Origin of the sequence: Klebsiella sp. 141198 (genome assembly GCF_050600785.1) — a bacterium.
Lineage (GTDB): Bacteria > Pseudomonadota > Gammaproteobacteria > Enterobacterales > Enterobacteriaceae > Klebsiella > Klebsiella aerogenes.
Genome location: NZ_JAQIRM010000006.1, coordinates 94,417 through 111,018, shown reverse-complemented (window position 1 = coordinate 111,018; position 16,602 = coordinate 94,417). Strand labels below are relative to the sequence as shown.

General features: G+C 56.0%; 16 protein-coding genes. 12 read left to right on the top strand and 4 right to left on the bottom strand.

Annotation, left to right across the window (positions count from 1 at the left end):
• Positions 1-38: 38 nt before the first annotated feature.
• The 5 genes from ugpB (at position 39) to ugpQ (ending at position 5,000) form a co-directional block, all read left to right on the top strand.
• Positions 39-1,355: a sn-glycerol-3-phosphate ABC transporter substrate-binding protein UgpB gene (gene ugpB / locus PGR10_RS20025; protein ID WP_430923994.1), complete on the top strand. Its 1,317-nt coding sequence runs from the start codon at positions 39-41 to the stop codon at positions 1,353-1,355.
• A 106-nt stretch (positions 1,356-1,461) separates the two neighbouring features.
• On the top strand, positions 1,462-2,349 hold the full coding sequence (ugpA, locus tag PGR10_RS20020; protein WP_015369328.1) for a sn-glycerol-3-phosphate ABC transporter permease UgpA: 888 nt from the start codon (positions 1,462-1,464) through the stop codon (positions 2,347-2,349).
• Positions 2,346-3,191: a sn-glycerol-3-phosphate ABC transporter permease UgpE gene (gene ugpE / locus PGR10_RS20015; protein WP_015369329.1), complete on the top strand. Its 846-nt coding sequence runs from the start codon at positions 2,346-2,348 to the stop codon at positions 3,189-3,191. Before ugpA ends, ugpE begins: the two co-directional genes overlap by 4 nt.
• A 1-nt stretch (position 3,192) precedes the next feature.
• Positions 3,193-4,263, top strand: coding sequence for a sn-glycerol-3-phosphate import ATP-binding protein UgpC (locus PGR10_RS20010; protein ID WP_015703701.1), 1,071 nt, complete (start codon positions 3,193-3,195; stop codon positions 4,261-4,263).
• A complete protein-coding gene (gene ugpQ / locus PGR10_RS20005) occupies positions 4,260-5,000 on the top strand; it encodes a glycerophosphodiester phosphodiesterase (protein ID WP_430923993.1) in 741 nt (246 codons plus the stop codon). Before PGR10_RS20010 ends, ugpQ begins: the two co-directional genes overlap by 4 nt.
• Before the next feature lie 23 nt (positions 5,001-5,023).
• Here the strand turns inward: ugpQ and PGR10_RS20000 are convergent, their stop codons facing one another.
• Positions 5,024-5,344, bottom strand: a complete 321-nt coding sequence (locus tag PGR10_RS20000) for a DUF2756 family protein (RefSeq protein WP_430923992.1) — start codon at positions 5,342-5,344, stop codon at positions 5,024-5,026.
• Positions 5,345-5,468: 124 nt separating this feature from the next.
• Here PGR10_RS20000 and ggt point away from each other — a divergent pair, with 124 nt between their 5' ends.
• A complete protein-coding gene (gene ggt / locus PGR10_RS19995) occupies positions 5,469-7,214 on the top strand; it encodes a gamma-glutamyltransferase (RefSeq protein WP_113373960.1) in 1,746 nt (581 codons plus the stop codon).
• A 52-nt stretch (positions 7,215-7,266) separates the two neighbouring features.
• On the opposite strand, the gene PGR10_RS19990 is transcribed toward ggt, so the two are convergent.
• The 3 genes from PGR10_RS19990 to PGR10_RS19980 form a co-directional block, all read right to left on the bottom strand.
• Positions 7,267-8,163 (bottom strand): hypothetical protein, encoded by an 897-nt coding sequence (locus tag PGR10_RS19990; RefSeq protein WP_430918659.1) that lies wholly within the window; start codon positions 8,161-8,163, stop codon positions 7,267-7,269.
• Positions 8,164-8,212: 49 nt separating this feature from the next.
• On the bottom strand, positions 8,213-8,701 hold the full coding sequence (yhhY, locus tag PGR10_RS19985; protein WP_430923991.1) for an N-acetyltransferase: 489 nt from the start codon (positions 8,699-8,701) through the stop codon (positions 8,213-8,215).
• Between the two features lie 226 nt (positions 8,702-8,927).
• On the bottom strand, positions 8,928-9,575 hold the full coding sequence (locus tag PGR10_RS19980; RefSeq protein WP_213317312.1) for a bactofilin family protein: 648 nt from the start codon (positions 9,573-9,575) through the stop codon (positions 8,928-8,930).
• Between the two features lie 265 nt (positions 9,576-9,840).
• Here PGR10_RS19980 and PGR10_RS19975 point away from each other — a divergent pair, with 265 nt between their 5' ends.
• The 6 genes from PGR10_RS19975 (at position 9,841) to asd (ending at position 16,450) form a co-directional block, all read left to right on the top strand.
• The gene (locus tag PGR10_RS19975; RefSeq protein WP_430923990.1) at positions 9,841-10,878 is read left to right on the top strand and encodes an oxidoreductase; all 1,038 of its coding nucleotides are present in this window, start codon (positions 9,841-9,843) and stop codon (positions 10,876-10,878) included.
• A 121-nt stretch (positions 10,879-10,999) separates the two neighbouring features.
• The gene (locus PGR10_RS19970) at positions 11,000-11,695 is read left to right on the top strand and encodes a pirin family protein (protein ID WP_015369337.1); all 696 of its coding nucleotides are present in this window, start codon (positions 11,000-11,002) and stop codon (positions 11,693-11,695) included.
• Positions 11,696-11,809: 114 nt separating this feature from the next.
• Positions 11,810-12,805, top strand: coding sequence for a gluconate operon transcriptional repressor GntR (gntR, locus tag PGR10_RS19965; protein ID WP_015369338.1), 996 nt, complete (start codon positions 11,810-11,812; stop codon positions 12,803-12,805).
• Between the two features lie 193 nt (positions 12,806-12,998).
• Positions 12,999-13,529: a gluconokinase gene (gntK, locus tag PGR10_RS19960; protein WP_015369339.1), complete on the top strand. Its 531-nt coding sequence runs from the start codon at positions 12,999-13,001 to the stop codon at positions 13,527-13,529.
• The gene (gene gntU / locus PGR10_RS19955) at positions 13,529-14,869 is read left to right on the top strand and encodes a gluconate transporter (RefSeq protein ID WP_015369340.1); all 1,341 of its coding nucleotides are present in this window, start codon (positions 13,529-13,531) and stop codon (positions 14,867-14,869) included. The genes gntK and gntU overlap by 1 nt, the downstream gene beginning before the upstream one ends.
• Positions 14,870-15,343: 474 nt before the next feature.
• Positions 15,344-16,450 (top strand): aspartate-semialdehyde dehydrogenase, encoded by a 1,107-nt coding sequence (gene asd / locus PGR10_RS19950; RefSeq protein WP_015369342.1) that lies wholly within the window; start codon positions 15,344-15,346, stop codon positions 16,448-16,450.
• Positions 16,451-16,602 lie beyond the last annotated feature (152 nt).

The following is a 16,602-nucleotide window of genomic DNA, read 5'->3' as shown; positions in this document are numbered from 1 at the left end:
GTGAAATCGCGCATCCGGAACAACAAGAGAGATAACCGATGATATCGTTACGACATACAGCTTTAGGACTGGCGCTGAGCCTGGCATTTGCCGCTCAGGCACTGGCAGTAACCACCATCCCTTTCTGGCACTCGATGGAAGGGGAACTGGGTAAAGAAGTTGATTCTCTGGCGCAACGTTTCAACGCGGCCAATCCTGATTACAAAATTGTTCCGGTGTATAAAGGCAATTACGAGCAAAGCCTGAGCGCCGGTATCGCCGCCTTCCGTACCGGCAACGCGCCGGCGATTCTGCAGGTGTATGAAGTCGGCACCGCTACCATGATGGCGTCAAAAGCCATTAAGCCGGTGTACCAGGTCTTTAGCGATGCGGGTATTAAGTTCGATGAATCGCAGTTCGTGCCGACGGTGTCCGGTTATTACACCGACTCAAAAACCGGCCATCTGCTCTCCCAGCCGTTTAACAGCTCCACGCCGGTGCTGTACTACAACAAAGACGCCTTCAAGAAAGCGGGTCTGGACCCTGAGCTGCCGCCGAAAACCTGGCAGGATCTGGCGGCTTACACCGCCAAACTGAAAGCGGCCGGAATGAAGTGCGGCTACGCCAGCGGTTGGCAGGGCTGGATCCAGATTGAAAACTTCAGCGCCTGGCACGGCCTGCCGGTCGCCACGAAAAATAACGGTTTTGACGGCACCGACGCGGTACTTGAGTTCAACAAGCCGGAGCAGGTGAAACATATCGCCCTGCTCGAAGAGATGAACAAGAAGGGCGATTTCAGCTATTTCGGGCGTAAGGATGAATCCACCGAGAAGTTCTATAACGGCGACTGCGCGATCACTACCGCCTCATCCGGCTCGCTGGCGGATATTCGTCAGTATGCGAAATTCAACTATGGCGTCGGCATGATGCCTTACGACGCCGATGTGAAAGGCGCGCCGCAGAACGCCATTATCGGCGGGGCCAGCCTGTGGGTGATGCAGGGCAAGGACAAAGAGACCTACACCGGCGTGGCGAAGTTCCTCGACTTCCTGACCAAACCGGAAAACGCCGCCGAGTGGCACCAGAAAACCGGCTACCTGCCGATTACCACCGCGGCCTACGATCTGACGCGCCAGCAGGGCTTCTATGATAAGAATCCAGGTGCTGATATCGCCACCCGCCAGATGCTGAACAAGCCGCCGTTGCCGTTCACCAAAGGCCTGCGACTGGGCAACATGCCGCAAATTCGCACCATCGTCGATGAAGAGCTGGAGAGCGTGTGGACCGGCAAGAAAACCCCGCAACAGGCGCTGGATTCCGCCGTTCAGCGGGGGAATCAACTGCTGCGCCGTTTCGAGCAAGCAACCAAATCGTAATCTGTAACTTGCCCGGTGGCGCTGCGCTTACCGGGCCTACGATGTGCCCTATGTAGGCCGGGTAAGGCGTAGCCGCCACCCGGCATTGTTCAGGAATAAAATCTTCATGTCATCATCCCGTCCGGTATTCCGCTCGCGCTGGCTGCCCTATGTTCTGGTCGCGCCGCAGCTGATTATCACCCTGATTTTCTTTATCTGGCCCGCGGGCGAAGCGCTGTGGTACTCGCTGCAGAGCGTCGATCCGTTTGGCCTTTCCAGCCAGTTTGTCGGCCTGGATAACTTCGTCACGCTGTTCCACGACCCGTACTATCTGGACTCTTTCTGGACGACCATAAAATTCAGCACCCTGGTAACCGTCAGCGGCCTGCTTATTTCGCTGTTTTTTGCCGCGCTGGTCGACTATGTGGTGCGCGGCAGCCGCTTTTATCAAACGCTGATGCTGCTGCCGTATGCCGTGGCCCCCGCCGTCGCGGCGGTGCTATGGATCTTCCTCTTCAATCCCGGACGCGGGCTGATCACGCATTTCCTCGGCGAATTGGGTTACGACTGGAACCACGCGCAAAACAGCGGCCAGGCGATGTTCCTGGTGGTCTTCGCCTCGGTCTGGAAGCAGATAAGCTACAACTTCCTGTTCTTCTTCGCCGCGCTGCAGTCGATCCCGCGTTCGCTGGTTGAGGCCGCCGCCATCGACGGCGCCGGGCCGATTCGCCGCTTCTTTAAGCTGGCGCTGCCGCTGATTGCGCCGGTGAGTTTCTTCCTGCTGGTGGTCAACCTGGTTTACGCCTTCTTCGACACCTTCCCGGTGATCGATGCCGCCACCGCCGGCGGCCCGGTGCAGGCGACCACCACCCTAATCTACAAAATTTATCGCGAAGGTTTCGCCGGGCTCGATCTTTCCGCTTCCGCCGCGCAGTCGGTGGTGCTGATGTTCCTCGTCATTATCCTGACGGTGGTGCAGTTCCGTTACGTTGAAAGTAAGGTGCGTTACCAATGATTGAGAACCGTCGCGGGCTGACGATTTTCAGCCACACCATGCTGATTCTGGGCATTGCCGTCATTTTATTCCCGCTGTACGTCGCCTTCGTGGCGGCGACGCTGGATAACAAATCGGTGTTCGAAACGCCGATGACGCTGATTCCCGGAGGGCATCTGCTGGAGAACATGAAGACCATCTGGGTGAACGGGGTCGGCGTCAACAGCGCGCCGTTCTGGCTGATGATGCTCAACAGCTTCATCATGGCGTTCGCCATTACGGTCGGCAAAATCGTGGTGTCGATGCTTTCGGCATTCGCCATCGTCTGGTTCCGCTTTCCGCTGCGTAATCTGTTCTTCTGGATGATCTTTATCACCCTGATGCTGCCGGTCGAGGTGCGTATTTTTCCGACGGTGGAAGTGATCGCCAACCTCAAAATGCTCGACAGCTATGCCGGGTTAACGCTGCCGTTAATGGCTTCGGCTACCGCCACCTTCTTGTTCCGCCAGTTCTTTATGACCCTGCCGGACGAGCTGATTGAAGCGGCGCGTATCGATGGCGCTTCGCCGATGCGCTTCTTTCGCGACATCGTGCTGCCGCTGTCGAAAACCAACCTCGCCGCGCTGTTCGTTATCACCTTTATCTACGGCTGGAACCAGTATCTGTGGCCGTTGCTGATTATTCAGGATGTGAATCTTGGCACCGCCGTCGCCGGTATTAAAGGCATGATCGCCACCGGCGAAGGTACTACCCAGTGGAATCAGGTGATGGCGGCGATGCTGCTGACCCTGATCCCGCCGGTCGTCATCGTTTTAGCCATGCAGCGCGCGTTTGTGCGCGGCCTGGTCGATAGTGAGAAATAAAATGGCTGGTTTAAAACTACAGGCAGTAAGCAAAAGCTGGGATGGCAAAACCCAGGTAATTCAACCGCTGACGCTGGACGTGGCGGACGGGGAGTTTATCGTCATGGTCGGCCCGTCGGGCTGCGGGAAATCAACGCTGCTGCGGATGGTTGCCGGACTTGAACGAGTGACCAGCGGCGATATCTGGATTGATCGTAAACGGGTGACCGAGATGGAGCCGAAGGATCGCGGTATCGCGATGGTGTTCCAGAACTATGCGCTTTATCCGCATATGAGCGTGGAAGAGAACATGGCGTGGGGTCTGAAGATTCGCGGCATGGGTAAGGGATTGATTGCCGAGCGCGTGCAGGAGGCGGCGCGTATTCTTGAGCTGGATGGCCTGCTCAAGCGCCGCCCGCGGGAACTGTCCGGCGGTCAGCGCCAGCGCGTGGCGATGGGCCGCGCCATCGTGCGTGACCCGGCGGTATTCCTGTTCGACGAACCGTTGTCAAACCTCGATGCCAAGCTACGCGTGCAGATGCGTCTGGAACTGCAACAGCTGCATCGGCGCCTGAAAACCACCTCGCTGTATGTCACCCACGATCAGGTCGAAGCGATGACCCTTGCCCAGCGGGTGATGGTGATGAATAAGGGTATTGCCGAGCAGATCGGCACGCCGGTCGAAGTGTACGAAAAGCCCGCCAGCCGCTTTGTGGCAAGCTTTATAGGCAGCCCGGCAATGAATCTGCTGGAGGGGCGGGTGAGCGATGACGGCGGCCGCTTTGAGCTGGAAGGCGGCATACAACTACCGATGAATCACGAGCATCGACGCTACGCCGGGCGTAAAATGACTCTCGGTATTCGCCCGGAGCACTTTATTTTAAGCTCGCAGGCGCAAGGCGGCATCCCGCTGCTGATGGATACGCTGGAAATTTTAGGTGCCGATAACCTCGCCCACGGGCGCTGGGGCGAGCAGAAGCTGGTGGTCAGATTGCCGCATCAGCAGCGCCCGGCGGGCGGCAGTACGCTATGGCTGCATCTGCCATTGGAACATCTGCACCTCTTTGATGGTGAAACAGGACAACGCGCATGAGTAACTGGCCTTATCCCCGCATCGTCGCCCATCGCGGCGGCGGTAAACTGGCGCCGGAGAACACCCTGGCGGCTATCGACGTCGGCGCCCGCTTCGGGCACACGATGATTGAATTTGACGCCAAGCTGTCGAAGGACGGGCAGATCTTTCTGCTGCATGACGATAATCTCGAACGCACCAGCAACGGCTGGGGCGTGGCGGGCGAGCTGGCGTGGGACGATCTGCTGAAGGTTGATGCCGGCAGCTGGTTCAGCCGCGAGTTTAAGGGCGAACCGCTGCCGCTGCTCTCCCAGGTAGCGGAGCGTTGCCGTCGTCACGGCATGATGGCGAATATCGAAATTAAGCCGACTACCGGGCAGGGGCCGCAGACCGGCAAAGTGGTGGCGCTGGCCGCGCGCGATCTGTGGGCCGATATGACCGCGCCGCTACTCTCATCCTTTGAAATTGACGCGCTGGAAGCGGCGCAGGAAGCCGCGCCCGAGCTGCCGCGCGGGCTGCTGCTGGATGAGTGGCGCGATGACTGGCGCGAATTGACCGCCCGGCTGGGCTGCGTGTCAATTCATCTCAATCACAAGCTGCTGGATGCGGCGCGGGTGGCGAGCCTGAAACAGGCCGGCCTGCATATTCTGGTGTATACGGTCAATAAACCCCAGCGCGCCGCCGAGCTGCTGCGCTGGGGCGTAGACTGCATCTGCACCGATGCTATTGACGTCATCGGGCCGAATTTCCAGCCTTAAGGCTGATTTGCGGCGGACGATCTTTACGGGTTAGTCTGCCGCAGCATCCCGCCGTTGTTGTTCGGCAGTACCTGCGGCTGCGAATTGAGATTGCCGCCCTGCACCGCGCGCTGCTGATTGGTCTGCAGCTGATTTTGCAAATGCTGTTGCTGCATATGCGTCTGATTATTCAGATTCTGCTTCAGCATGCTTTGCTGCTGCTGTTGCTGCACCTTCATCTCATTTTGCATACGCTGCTGGCTGGGTACCACATAACCCGGCTGGTTAGGGTTGTTATCGATGTTGATCGGCTGTGCTAAAACGCCGAGCGGCATCAGCGCCGCCAGGAATAAAATCGCTTTCATTGTTTTCTCCTCCCGTGCGTGGGATCACTTAAGTGTACCTCGAATTCGCCATAACAATGATTTTTTAGGAGTTATCAACCAGGCTTAAGCCGGGAGATAAAACCTACCTTTCAGGAGTAAGACAATGATAAAAACAACAATATGGCGTCAGGTGGTCATCGCAGCGTTACTGGCGGGGGGCAGCTTTACCGTCGCCGCCAATCCGCCGCCCCCGCCGCCGGTCTCGTATGGCGTTGAGGAAGACGTGTTTCACCCGGTGCGCGCCCAGCAGGGGATGGTGGCCTCGGTGGATGCGCTGGCGACCCGCGTCGGCGTAGATATTCTGCGTCAGGGCGGCAACGCCGTCGATGCAGCGGTTGCCGTTGGCTATGCGTTGGCGGTTACGCATCCGCAGGCCGGTAATATCGGCGGCGGCGGCTTTATGATGCTGCGAACTAAAGACGGTAAAACCACGGCGATCGATTTCCGCGAGATGGCCCCGGAACAGGCCACCCGCGATATGTTCCTTGATGAACATGGCAATCCTGACAGTAAAAAATCGCTGACTTCACATCTCGCTTCCGGCACGCCAGGCAGCGTCGCGGGCTTCTCCCTCGCGCTGGAAAAATACGGCACCATGCCGCTGAATAAGGTGGTCCGCCCGGCAATTAAGCTGGCGGAAGAGGGGTTTATCGTTAATGATGCGCTGGCTGACGATCTAAAAACCTACGGCAGCGAAGTGATCCCGCAGCATGAAAACAGCAAAGCGATTTTCTGGAAGAACGGCGAGCCGCTAAAAAAAGGCGACCGGCTGGTGCAAAAGAATCTGGGGAAAAGCCTGGAGCTGATTGCCGAGCACGGCCCGGACGCCTTCTATAAAGGGGCCATCGCCGACCAGATTGCCGGCGAGATGAAAAAACACGGCGGGCTTATCACCAAAGCCGATCTCGCCAACTACAAGGCCGTGGAGCGTACGCCGATTAGCGGTGAATATCGCGGCTATGAGGTCTACTCCATGCCGCCGCCGTCCTCTGGCGGGATCCACATCGTGCAGATCCTCAATATCCTCGAAAACTTCGATATGCAGAAATATGGTTTTGGCAGCGCCGACGCCATGCAGGTAATGGCGGAGGCGGAGAAACACGCCTATGCCGACCGTTCTGAATATCTCGGTGACCCTGACTTCGTCAAAGTGCCGTGGCAGGCGTTGACCAGCAAGGCTTACGCCAAAGCGATTGCCGCCGAGATTGACGTGAACAAGGCGAAGCCTTCCAGCCAGATCCGTCCGGGCAAGCTGGCGCCGTATGAAAGCAACCAGACCACCCACTTCTCGGTAGTCGATAAAGACGGCAATGCGGTGGCGGTCACCTATACGTTGAATACCACCTTTGGCACCGGCATCGTGGCCGGCGACTCCGGAATTATACTCAACAACCAGATGGATGATTTCTCGGCGAAGCCCGGCGTGCCTAACGTTTATGGTTTAGTCGGCGGCGACGCCAACGCGGTAGGGCCGAAAAAGCGTCCGCTGTCGTCGATGTCGCCAACTATCGTGGTAAAAGACGGGAAGACCTGGCTGGTGACCGGTAGCCCGGGCGGTAGCCGTATTATTACCACCGTGCTGCAAATGGTGGTCAACACCATTGATTTCGGAATGAACGTCGCGGAGGCCACCAATGCTCCGCGCTTCCATCACCAGTGGCTGCCGGATGAGCTGCGGGTGGAGAAAGGTTTTAGCCCCGATACCGTGAAGTTGCTGGAAGCGAAAGGACAGAAAGTCGCGCTGAAAGAGGCGATGGGTAGTACCCAGAGCATTATGGTGGGGCCGGACGGTACGCTGTATGGCGCCTCCGATCCGCGTTCGCCCGGTGATTTGACCGCGGGGTATTAAGTCTTAGCGCTATCCCGGCTTGCGCTATGCTTTGCCGGGATAGTTATGAGGGTTAGGGCTGCGGAGAATACTGTCGGTCGGCCGTGGACCAGCGAAAAATCGTTTTATGCTTATCGATGACATTAACAAGCTGCAAATCATGAAAACCATCGGATGTGGTCGGCAAAATTTTAAGGATTGATTTACTCTCGCTGATATCGTGTTTTCGGGTGCCGTCGTCATTCCATTCGCCAGCGATATCCGCATACTGGTAGACCAAAGCGGCAAAGATATTGATTATCTTATCGCCTTTAATTATGTATAGCTCCAGTACTTCATAAAAGGCGCCGCCGCCGGAGTAGGCGTTTGAATAGCCACCGCGGACGCCAAATGCCATGGTATCTGGCGCGATTCGGTAAGGCGCCAGATCGAGTTTGCTGTAATATTGTAAGGGTTGTAGCGTTTCGTCATCGGCTTCGCGTGCCACCCTTTTCGACCACAGAGAAAGCTTGTCCAGTGCCTCTTCGGTGCGTGCAATCGGCTGTAGCCGCTGGTTTTGCCAGCGAAAAACACCGAGGAACAGCTTATTGACGCGTCTGCTGTTGTCATCTTCAGGGCAGCTGGCGCTGCCATATTTTTTAAGTTTTTGGGCATCTTCCGCCGTATCGGCAAAACAAGCGATACCAATATATGTGCCATCTTTTCCCCAAGGTTTAGCGCCCGTTATGATCAATCGATCGACACTCTCTTCTGGGGCAACCCATTGTATCCATTCTTTTTCTTCTAACCCTGCGGGCAAGGTGCCAAATCCATTTTCTGGAGCTGTTCCTGTCATTTGCTCAGCGTAAATCAGTTTCCCTTCTGAAGAATGAATGGCATCCGGTACGGCATCGAGATTATTTACGGTAATTGCAAAAGCTGGCGCCATGAAAGTCAGTAACGCCAGCGTAGCGGTGGGAAGAAACTTCATTATGCATCCTTGCAGTTAAGCGTTAAGTCTTGAGGTTATCCTGTCCAGCTTATTTTATGCGCGCCATATAATACGCATCCACATACTCACCGTTGCGCAGCGCATAGCGCCTGCCGGTGCCTTCGATCTCAAAGCCGTACTTCTTATACACCGCGACCGCCGGGGCGTTATCGGCAAAGACGGTGAGCTCGATGCGATCGACCCGCAGCCAGTTGTCGCACATATCAATCATGGTACGCATCAGCGCGCTGGCGACGCCGCGGTTATGCCAGCGCGAATCTACGCTGATACCAAAATCGGCGACGTGGCTACGGCGGGGGCGTTGGACGACGGCAATGCATAAATGCCCCACGACTTGCCCATCGATACAGGCCACCAGCTGCTTCACGCCGGGAGTATCGGTTAGCCGCTCCCGCCACATATGCTCCGATGGATGAGGAACCTGTAGCGTGTTGTGATACACCTCCGGCTGGGCGTGAATTTGACGAATCGCGTCAACATCTTTCGGTTCAGCATGGCGTATCACGATGTCACTCATTCCTTGTTCCTCATTTGGTTAAAAAGACCCTTTAAACATCACTGACTCCGGCGTTCGAGTCAACACGCATTATTTGCAAAAAAATGTAGACAAGTGCGAATGAGAATGATTATTATTGTCCTGCATTCAGGGAGACCCTTGCGGAAAGCCTGAAAGCACGACATTGCTCACATTGCTTCCAGTATTACTTTAGCCAGCCGGGTGCTGGCTTTTTTTTGCGCTCATTTCAGGCGTGTTGCGATTTGGCGGATTTCACCGCTTCTTCTGCGACCAGGCCGACGATATTGTTTTTATTTTTGCTCTCCGCCGCGGCCAACACTTCGGCGCTGCCGGTAAAGAGGCCGCCCTTTTTAATCGCCAGCGTGCGATAGGCGAGGGTGCCGTCGAGGTTGCCATGTTCCTCAATAGCGATGCTATCGCCACGGCACTGGCCATGTACCTTGCCGTCGACGATCAGCTCCCGGCAGCTGATATTGCCCTCCACGTGACCCTCGCGCATCACCTTAATCAGATGTTCTTTGGCCTCAATGTTGCCGGTGACCTGGCCATGGATATAAACATGGCCGCAGGCGACGATATTGCCGACAAAATGCACCCCGCTGGCGATCACCGTGGTTTCCTGTTTTTTGACGCTTGCTGTTTCTGGCTCTGCTGCCGCCACGGTTGGCGCAGCGACTTCAGCAGCCTGCGCTTCGGTTTTATTTTTCTTCATAAACATAGCGTTAATTTTTTCCCGTTGGGTATGAATAAGGAAAGCGAAGAGGGTACAGGCGGCCGCCAGGCGCGCCAGCGCGGTCTCATCGCTAAACCAGGCGATCAGTGCGAGAAGCCAGAAAAAAATGGCGCAGTTTATGGCGAAATACGTTTTTTCCATCAGCAGCGGCTGGCTACTCCGTTAGTCTTTAGCAACGTCCTGGTTTTGCCCTTCACTTATCCGCAGTTTCGTCATTGGGATCAAGACTTTCTGTTGAAAAATGGCGTTTTAATGGCTTATTAATCAATCTCTTATTAAAAATTACGTATGAGTGATAACCGAAATATTTTGCCGGTGAATTTTCCTGCGTAGAGGAAAAGGGGGATGAAGTGAGCCGCCTGCTTGCGCTATGGTTAAAGGCAGCACATCAACTAAGGACAGCGTTATGATTCTGCACTGCGCATTTATTGGCTTTGGTAAAAGCACGACCCGCTACCACCTTCCTTACGTCCTGCATCGCAAAGACCGCTGGCACGTCGCGCATATTTATCGCCGCAGCGCCAGGCCGGAAGAACAGGCGCCGGCGTATTCCCATATCCACTTCACCAGCGACCTCGATGAAGTACTGAACGACCCGCAGGTCAAGCTGGTAGTGGTCTGCACCCATGCCGATAGCCACTTCGAATACGCGAAGCGGGCGCTGGAAGCAGGGAAAAACGTACTGGTTGAAAAACCCTTCACCCCGACGCTTGCAGAGGCGAAGACCCTGTTCGCGCTGGCGAAAAGCAAAGGGTTGACGGTAACGCCTTACCAGAACCGCCGCTTCGACTCCTGTTTCCTGACCACCAAAAAGGTGATTGAAAGCGGTAAGCTCGGCGAGCTGGTGGAAATTGAAAGTCATTTTGATAACTACCGACCGGTGGCGGAAACCCTCCAGGGGGGACCGCAAAGCGGCGATTTCTACGGCCTCGGGGTGCATACCATGGACCAGATCATTTCGCTGTTTGGTCGCCCGGATCATGTTTCCTACGATCTGCGATCACTACGCAATAAAGCCAATCCCGATGACACGTTTGAAGCTCAACTGTTTTATGGCGACCTGAAAGCGATCGTCAAAACCAGCCATCTGGTGCAGATTGACTACCCGAAATTTATCGTTCATGGCCATAAAGGCTCGTTTGTGAAATACGGCATTGACCAGCAGGAGACCAGCCTGAAGGCCAACATTATGCCGGGCGACGCGGGGTTCGGCGCTGATGATAGCGTGGGGCAACTGGTGTACATCAACGAGGCGGGCGTGGCGGTACGTGAAGAGGTGCCGCTGGAAACCGGCGACTACGGACGAGTGTATGACGCGCTGTATGACACCCTCGTTAACGGCCAGCCGAATTACGTCAAGGAATCTGAAGTTCTCACCAATATGGAGATTCTGCAGCGCGGCTTTGAACAGCCTTCTCCGGCTACTATTACCCTCGCGAAATAAGAAAATCTGGCTCCTCGTCGCTTGTTCATATTTTTTGAACAGAGGAGTCAATTTTCACCCTCTATGATCGCCGGCGGAATGGGTCCACACTTACTCCATCGAAAACATACGGGGGTGCAACATGATCTACTTACGCAAAGCTAACGAACGTGGCCACGCTAACCATGGCTGGCTGGATTCCTGGCATACTTTCTCTTTCGCCAACTACTACGACCCGAACTTTATGGGGTTCTCCGCGCTGCGCGTGATTAACGATGACGTAATCGACGCCGGCCAGGGGTTTGGCACCCATCCGCACAAAGACATGGAAATCCTGACTTATGTGCTGGAAGGCGCGGTTGAGCACCAGGACAGCATGGGTAACAAAGAGCAGGTTCCGGCTGGCGAGTTCCAGATTATGAGCGCGGGTACCGGCGTACGTCACTCTGAGTACAACCCGAGCAGCACCGACCGCCTGCGTTTGTATCAGATCTGGATTATTCCAGAAGAAACCGGCATTACGCCGCGCTACGAGCAGCGCCGCTTTGATGCCGCGCAGGGCAAACAGCTGGTACTGTCGCCAGATGCGCGCGAAGGGTCGCTGAAAGTGCATCAGGATATGGAACTGTATCGCTGGGCGCTGCTGAAAGATGAGCAGTCGGTTCACCAGATTGCCGCGGAACGTCGCGTGTGGATCCAGGTAGTGAAAGGCGAAGTGACGATTAACGGCACTAAAGCCACCACCAGCGATGGTCTGGCGATTTGGGACGAGCAGGCGATTTCGGTTCACGCCGACAGCGATAGCGAAATTTTGCTGTTCGATCTGCCGCCGGTTTGATAGTTATCTGAGCCAGGTTAAATAAATTGCGCAACCTTCTCCAACATCGGGGAAGGTTGCGCTTTGTCCGTGATAAACTGAGAAAATGTTTCCCAGCCGATCACAGTCAGGACGATGAAAAAGAAAAGACCCGTACTTCAGGATGTAGCCGATCTTGTCGGCGTGACCAAAATGACGGTCAGTCGCTATTTACGTAACCCGGAACAGGTTTCTGAGGCCCTGCGTGGCAAGATTGCCGTTGCACTCGATGAGCTGGGTTATATTCCCAATCGCGCTCCTGATATTCTCTCCAACGCCACCAGCCGCGCCATCGGCGTGCTGCTACCCTCGTTAACCAACCAGGTCTTCTCGGAAGTGCTACGCGGCATTGAAAGCGTCACCGACGCCTTCGGCTATCAAACCATGCTGGCGCACTACGGCTATAAGCCGGAGATGGAAGAGAAGCGTCTCGAATCAATGCTTTCCTGGAACATTGACGGCCTGATCCTCACTGAACGTACTCACACGCCGCGGACGCTGAAAATGATTGAAGTCGCCGGCATTCCGGTGGTTGAGCTGATGGACAGCCAGTCGCCGTGCCTCGACATTGCCGTCGGTTTCGATAACTTCGAAGCGGCGCGGCAGATGACGGCGGCGATTATCGCCCGCGGCCACCGCCACGTTGCTTATCTCGGCGCGCGTCTTGATGAACGTACTATCATCAAACAGAAGGGGTACGAGCAGGCGATGCTCGATGCCGGCATGACGCCCTACAGCGTGATGGTGGAGCAATCTTCTTCTTACTCGTCGGGGATTGAGCTGATGCGTCAGGCGCGCCGCGAATATCCGCAGCTCGACGGTATCTTCTGTACCAACGATGACCTCGCGGTCGGCGCGGCGTTCGAGTGCCAGCGTCTGGGGCTGAAAATCCCGGACGACATGGCGATAGCCGGTTTCCACGGTCACGATATCGGTCAGGTGATGGAGCCGCGTCTCGCCAGCGTACTGACCCCGCGCGAGCGCATGGGCCGCATCGGCGCCGAGCGTCTGCTGGCGCGCATCCGTGGTGAGACGATTACCCCTAAGATGTTAGATTTAGGTTTCACATTGTCACCGGGTGGATCTATTTAAACCGACAAGTTTGAAGTAGATCACACATATTCACATCTGGCACGAATGGTTATTGCTTCTCCCAGGGTCCGGCATGACAATGTTACCGATAACAGTTACCCGTAACACTCGCCCGTAATCATTAACCAGTACGCCGCTTTCGCGCTGTATCAGTCAGCCCCGGCGCGGCGTACCAGTCCAGTGGGAGGACGCTTTGAGCACGACTAACCATGATCACCACGTCTATGTCCTGATGGGCGTTTCCGGCAGTGGTAAATCCGCCGTCGCCAGCGAAGTGGCGCATCAACTGAAAGCCGCGTTTCTCGATGGCGATTTTCTGCATCCGCGCAGCAACATCACCAAGATGGCTTCCGGCGAGCCGCTGAACGACGATGACCGCACCCCGTGGCTGCAGGCGTTGAATGACGCGGCATTTGCCATGCAGCGTACCAACAAAGTTTCGCTGATCGTCTGCTCGGCGCTGAAAAAAAGCTACCGCGACATTCTGCGCAAAGGCAACCCGAACCTCTCCTTTATCTACCTGAAAGGCGACTTCGATGTGATTGAAAGCCGTCTGAAGGCGCGTAAAGGGCACTTCTTCAAAACCCAAATGTTGGTGACGCAGTTTGAAACACTGCAGGAACCAGGCGCTGACGAAAGCGATGTGCTTATCGTCGATATCGACCAGTCACTGGAAGGCGTGGTCGCCAGCACCATTGAGGTGATTAACAAAGGCAGTAACTAGTGAGTACTTTAACGCTTGTTTTAACAGCAGTCGGCTCGGTATTGCTGCTGCTGTTTTTAGTCATGAAGGCGCGTATGCACGCCTTCGTGGCTTTGATGGTGGTTTCTATTGGCGCAGGTCTCTTTTCCGGTATGCCGCTGGATAAAATCGCGGCGACGATGGAAAAAGGGATGGGCGGCACGCTGGGCTTCCTGGCGATAGTCGTCGCGCTGGGCGCGATGTTCGGTAAAATTTTGCATGAAACCGGCGCGGTCGACCAGATTGCGGTGAAAATGCTGAAGTCCTTCGGCCATAACCGCGCGCACTATGCGATTGGTCTTGCCGGTCTTATCTGCGCGCTGCCGTTGTTCTTTGAAGTGGCGATCGTGCTGCTGATTAGCGTCGCGTTTTCCATGGCGCGCCATACCGGCACTAACCTTGTGAAGCTGGTGATCCCGCTGTTCGCCGGCGTAGCCGCCGCCGCGGCATTCCTGCTGCCGGGGCCTGCGCCGATGCTGCTGGCTTCGCAGATGCACGCCGATTTCGGCTGGATGATCCTGATTGGCCTCTGCGCCGCTATTCCGGGGATGATTATCGCCGGTCCGCTATGGGGTAACTTCATCAGCCGCTACGTTGAGCTGCATATTCCTGACGATATCAGCGAACCGCATCTCGGCGAAGGCAAAATGCCGTCCTTCGGCTTTAGCCTCTCGCTGATCCTGCTGCCGCTGGTGCTGGTCGGCCTGAAAACCATCGCCGCGCGCTTTGTGCCGGTGGGATCCACCGCCTATGAATGGTTCGAGTTTATCGGCCACCCATTCACCGCGATTCTGGTTGCCTGCCTGGTAGCGATTTACGGCCTGGCGGTACGTCAGGGGATGGCGAAAGATCGCGTGATGGAGATCTGCGGCGCGGCGCTGCAGCCGGCGGGGATTATTCTGCTGGTGATTGGCGCAGGCGGCGTCTTCAAGCAGGTGCTGGTGGACTCCGGCGTCGGCCCGGCGCTCGGCGAAGCGCTGACTGGCCTGGGTCTGCCGATTGCGATTACCTGCTTCGTGCTGGCGGCTGCCGTGCGTATTATTCAGGGCTCCGCGACCGTGGCGTGCCTGACGGCGGTCGGCCTGGTGATGCCGGTCATTGAGCAACTGAACTACAGCGGCGCGCAAATGGCGGCTCTCTCCATCTGTATCGCAGGTGGTTCGATTGTGGTGAGCCACGTAAACGATGCCGGCTTCTGGCTGTTCGGTAAGTTCACCGGCGCCAGCGAAGCGCAGACGCTGAAAACCTGGACGATGATGGAAACCATCCTTGGCACCACCGGCGCCATTGTCGGGATGATTGCTTTCCAGCTGCTGAGCTAAGTAAAAATAATTTCCCCGGACGCCACCACGGTATCCGGGGGAAAAACCAGGGTAATACCGCTTACCCTGGATTCTCTTCGGTAACACGCTTTTTTCCCCTCTTTTCCACTTCCTTTTGCCGTGAATATCAGCTCTACGACAATGATCGTATTGCTCGTCAGGCCTTGCGGCACAAGGCTTTGTTCGTTTTTTTTCGCAAGCGTGAAAGCGATATTTTTCGCGCTGAATCCATAATCAGGATCAATAAAATAGCGACGGAAAATATTCCATTACGCGGGTTATTTGCCCGATAATCTTTACGCTTTTTATGACTACCAGCGACGGTAGGCGGAGTGTGGGATAAGTTGCTTTTCTGATTGGCGCGCAATCATTGATTAATTTCACTTGCGACTTTAGCTGCATTTTGTAATGTGAAGGACATCCCAGTTGGAAACTGGCCTGGCACTAACAGCACACACCTCGCAGGAATACGTTATGAAAAATGTTGGTTTTATCGGTTGGCGTGGAATGGTCGGCTCTGTTCTCATGCAACGCATGGTGGAAGAGCGTGATTTCGACGCCATTCGCCCTGTTTTCTTCTCCACCTCTCAGCTGGGTCAGCCCGCGCCGTCATTCGGCGGCAGTACCGGGGGGACGCTTCAGGATGCATTTGATCTGGAAGCGCTGAAGGCGCTGGACATTATTGTTACCTGCCAGGGCGGCGATTACACCAACGAGATTTACCCGAAGCTGCGCGAAAGCGGCTGGCAGGGGTACTGGATTGACGCGGCGTCTTCGCTGCGCATGAAAGACGATGCGATCATTATTCTCGACCCGGTTAACCAGGATGTGATTACCGCTGGCCTGAATAACGGCATCAAAACCTTCGTCGGCGGCAACTGTACGGTGAGCCTGATGCTGATGTCCCTCGGCGGCCTGTTTGCCCATGACCTGGTGGAGTGGGTCAGCGTGGCGACCTACCAGGCGGCTTCCGGCGGCGGCGCGCGCCATATGCGCGAACTGCTGAGCCAGATGGGCCAACTGCATGGCCACGTGGCGAGCGAGCTGGCGAACCCGGCGTCCGCGATTCTCGATATCGAGCGCAAAGTGACGTCGCTGACCCGCAGCGGCGACCTGCCGGTCGATAACTTTGGCGTGCCGCTAGCGGGCAGCCTGATCCCATGGATCGACAAACAGCTTGATAACGGCCAGAGCCGCGAAGAGTGGAAAGGCCAGGCGGAGACGAACAAAATTCTCGCCACCGCGTCGCCGATCCCGGTCGATGGTCTGTGCGTGCGCGTCGGCGCGCTGCGCTGCCACAGCCAGGCGTTTACCATCAAGCTGAAGAAAGATGTTTCTATCCCGACCGTTGAGGAACTGCTGGCCGCGCATAACCCGTGGGCCAAAGTGGTGCCAAACGATCGCGACATCACCATGCGCGAGCTGACCCCAGCCGCGGTGACCGGCACCCTGACCACCCCGGTAGGGCGCCTGCGTAAACTGAACATGGGTCCTGAGTACCTGTCGGCCTTTACCGTCGGCGACCAGCTGCTGTGGGGCGCCGCCGAACCGTTGCGCCGCATGCTACGACAGCTGGCGTAAACGCAGGACAAACGATAAGGGGTGTGGATACACCCCTTTTTTTTGCGTAATACAAGGAGTAAACGCGGATGTTGGATTTTTCCCCACGGAGGTAACGCAGCCTTGGCTATGCTTTAAGTAAGGAGTTCCTTACCTGAAGGTGGGACGGAGCA

Excerpts from the sequence above, each read along its gene's own strand:
- ugpB (WP_430923994.1), top strand. The coding sequence starts at position 39 with ATGATATCGTTACGACATACAGCTTTAGGACTGGCGCTGAGCCTGGCA.
- ugpA (WP_015369328.1), top strand. The coding sequence starts at position 1,462 with ATGTCATCATCCCGTCCGGTATTCCGCTCGCGCTGGCTGCCCTATGTT.
- ugpE (WP_015369329.1), top strand. The coding sequence starts at position 2,346 with ATGATTGAGAACCGTCGCGGGCTGACGATTTTCAGCCACACCATGCTG.
- PGR10_RS20010 (WP_015703701.1), top strand. The coding sequence starts at position 3,193 with ATGGCTGGTTTAAAACTACAGGCAGTAAGCAAAAGCTGGGATGGCAAA.
- ugpQ (WP_430923993.1), top strand. The coding sequence starts at position 4,260 with ATGAGTAACTGGCCTTATCCCCGCATCGTCGCCCATCGCGGCGGCGGT.
- PGR10_RS20000 (WP_430923992.1), bottom strand. The coding sequence starts at position 5,344 with ATGAAAGCGATTTTATTCCTGGCGGCGCTGATGCCGCTCGGCGTTTTA.
- ggt (WP_113373960.1), top strand. The coding sequence starts at position 5,469 with ATGATAAAAACAACAATATGGCGTCAGGTGGTCATCGCAGCGTTACTG.
- PGR10_RS19990 (WP_430918659.1), bottom strand. The coding sequence starts at position 8,163 with ATGAAGTTTCTTCCCACCGCTACGCTGGCGTTACTGACTTTCATGGCG.
- yhhY (WP_430923991.1), bottom strand. The coding sequence starts at position 8,701 with ATGAGTGACATCGTGATACGCCATGCTGAACCGAAAGATGTTGACGCG.
- PGR10_RS19980 (WP_213317312.1), bottom strand. The coding sequence starts at position 9,575 with ATGGAAAAAACGTATTTCGCCATAAACTGCGCCATTTTTTTCTGGCTT.
- PGR10_RS19975 (WP_430923990.1), top strand. The coding sequence starts at position 9,841 with ATGATTCTGCACTGCGCATTTATTGGCTTTGGTAAAAGCACGACCCGC.
- PGR10_RS19970 (WP_015369337.1), top strand. The coding sequence starts at position 11,000 with ATGATCTACTTACGCAAAGCTAACGAACGTGGCCACGCTAACCATGGC.
- gntR (WP_015369338.1), top strand. The coding sequence starts at position 11,810 with ATGAAAAAGAAAAGACCCGTACTTCAGGATGTAGCCGATCTTGTCGGC.
- asd (WP_015369342.1), top strand. The coding sequence starts at position 15,344 with ATGAAAAATGTTGGTTTTATCGGTTGGCGTGGAATGGTCGGCTCTGTT.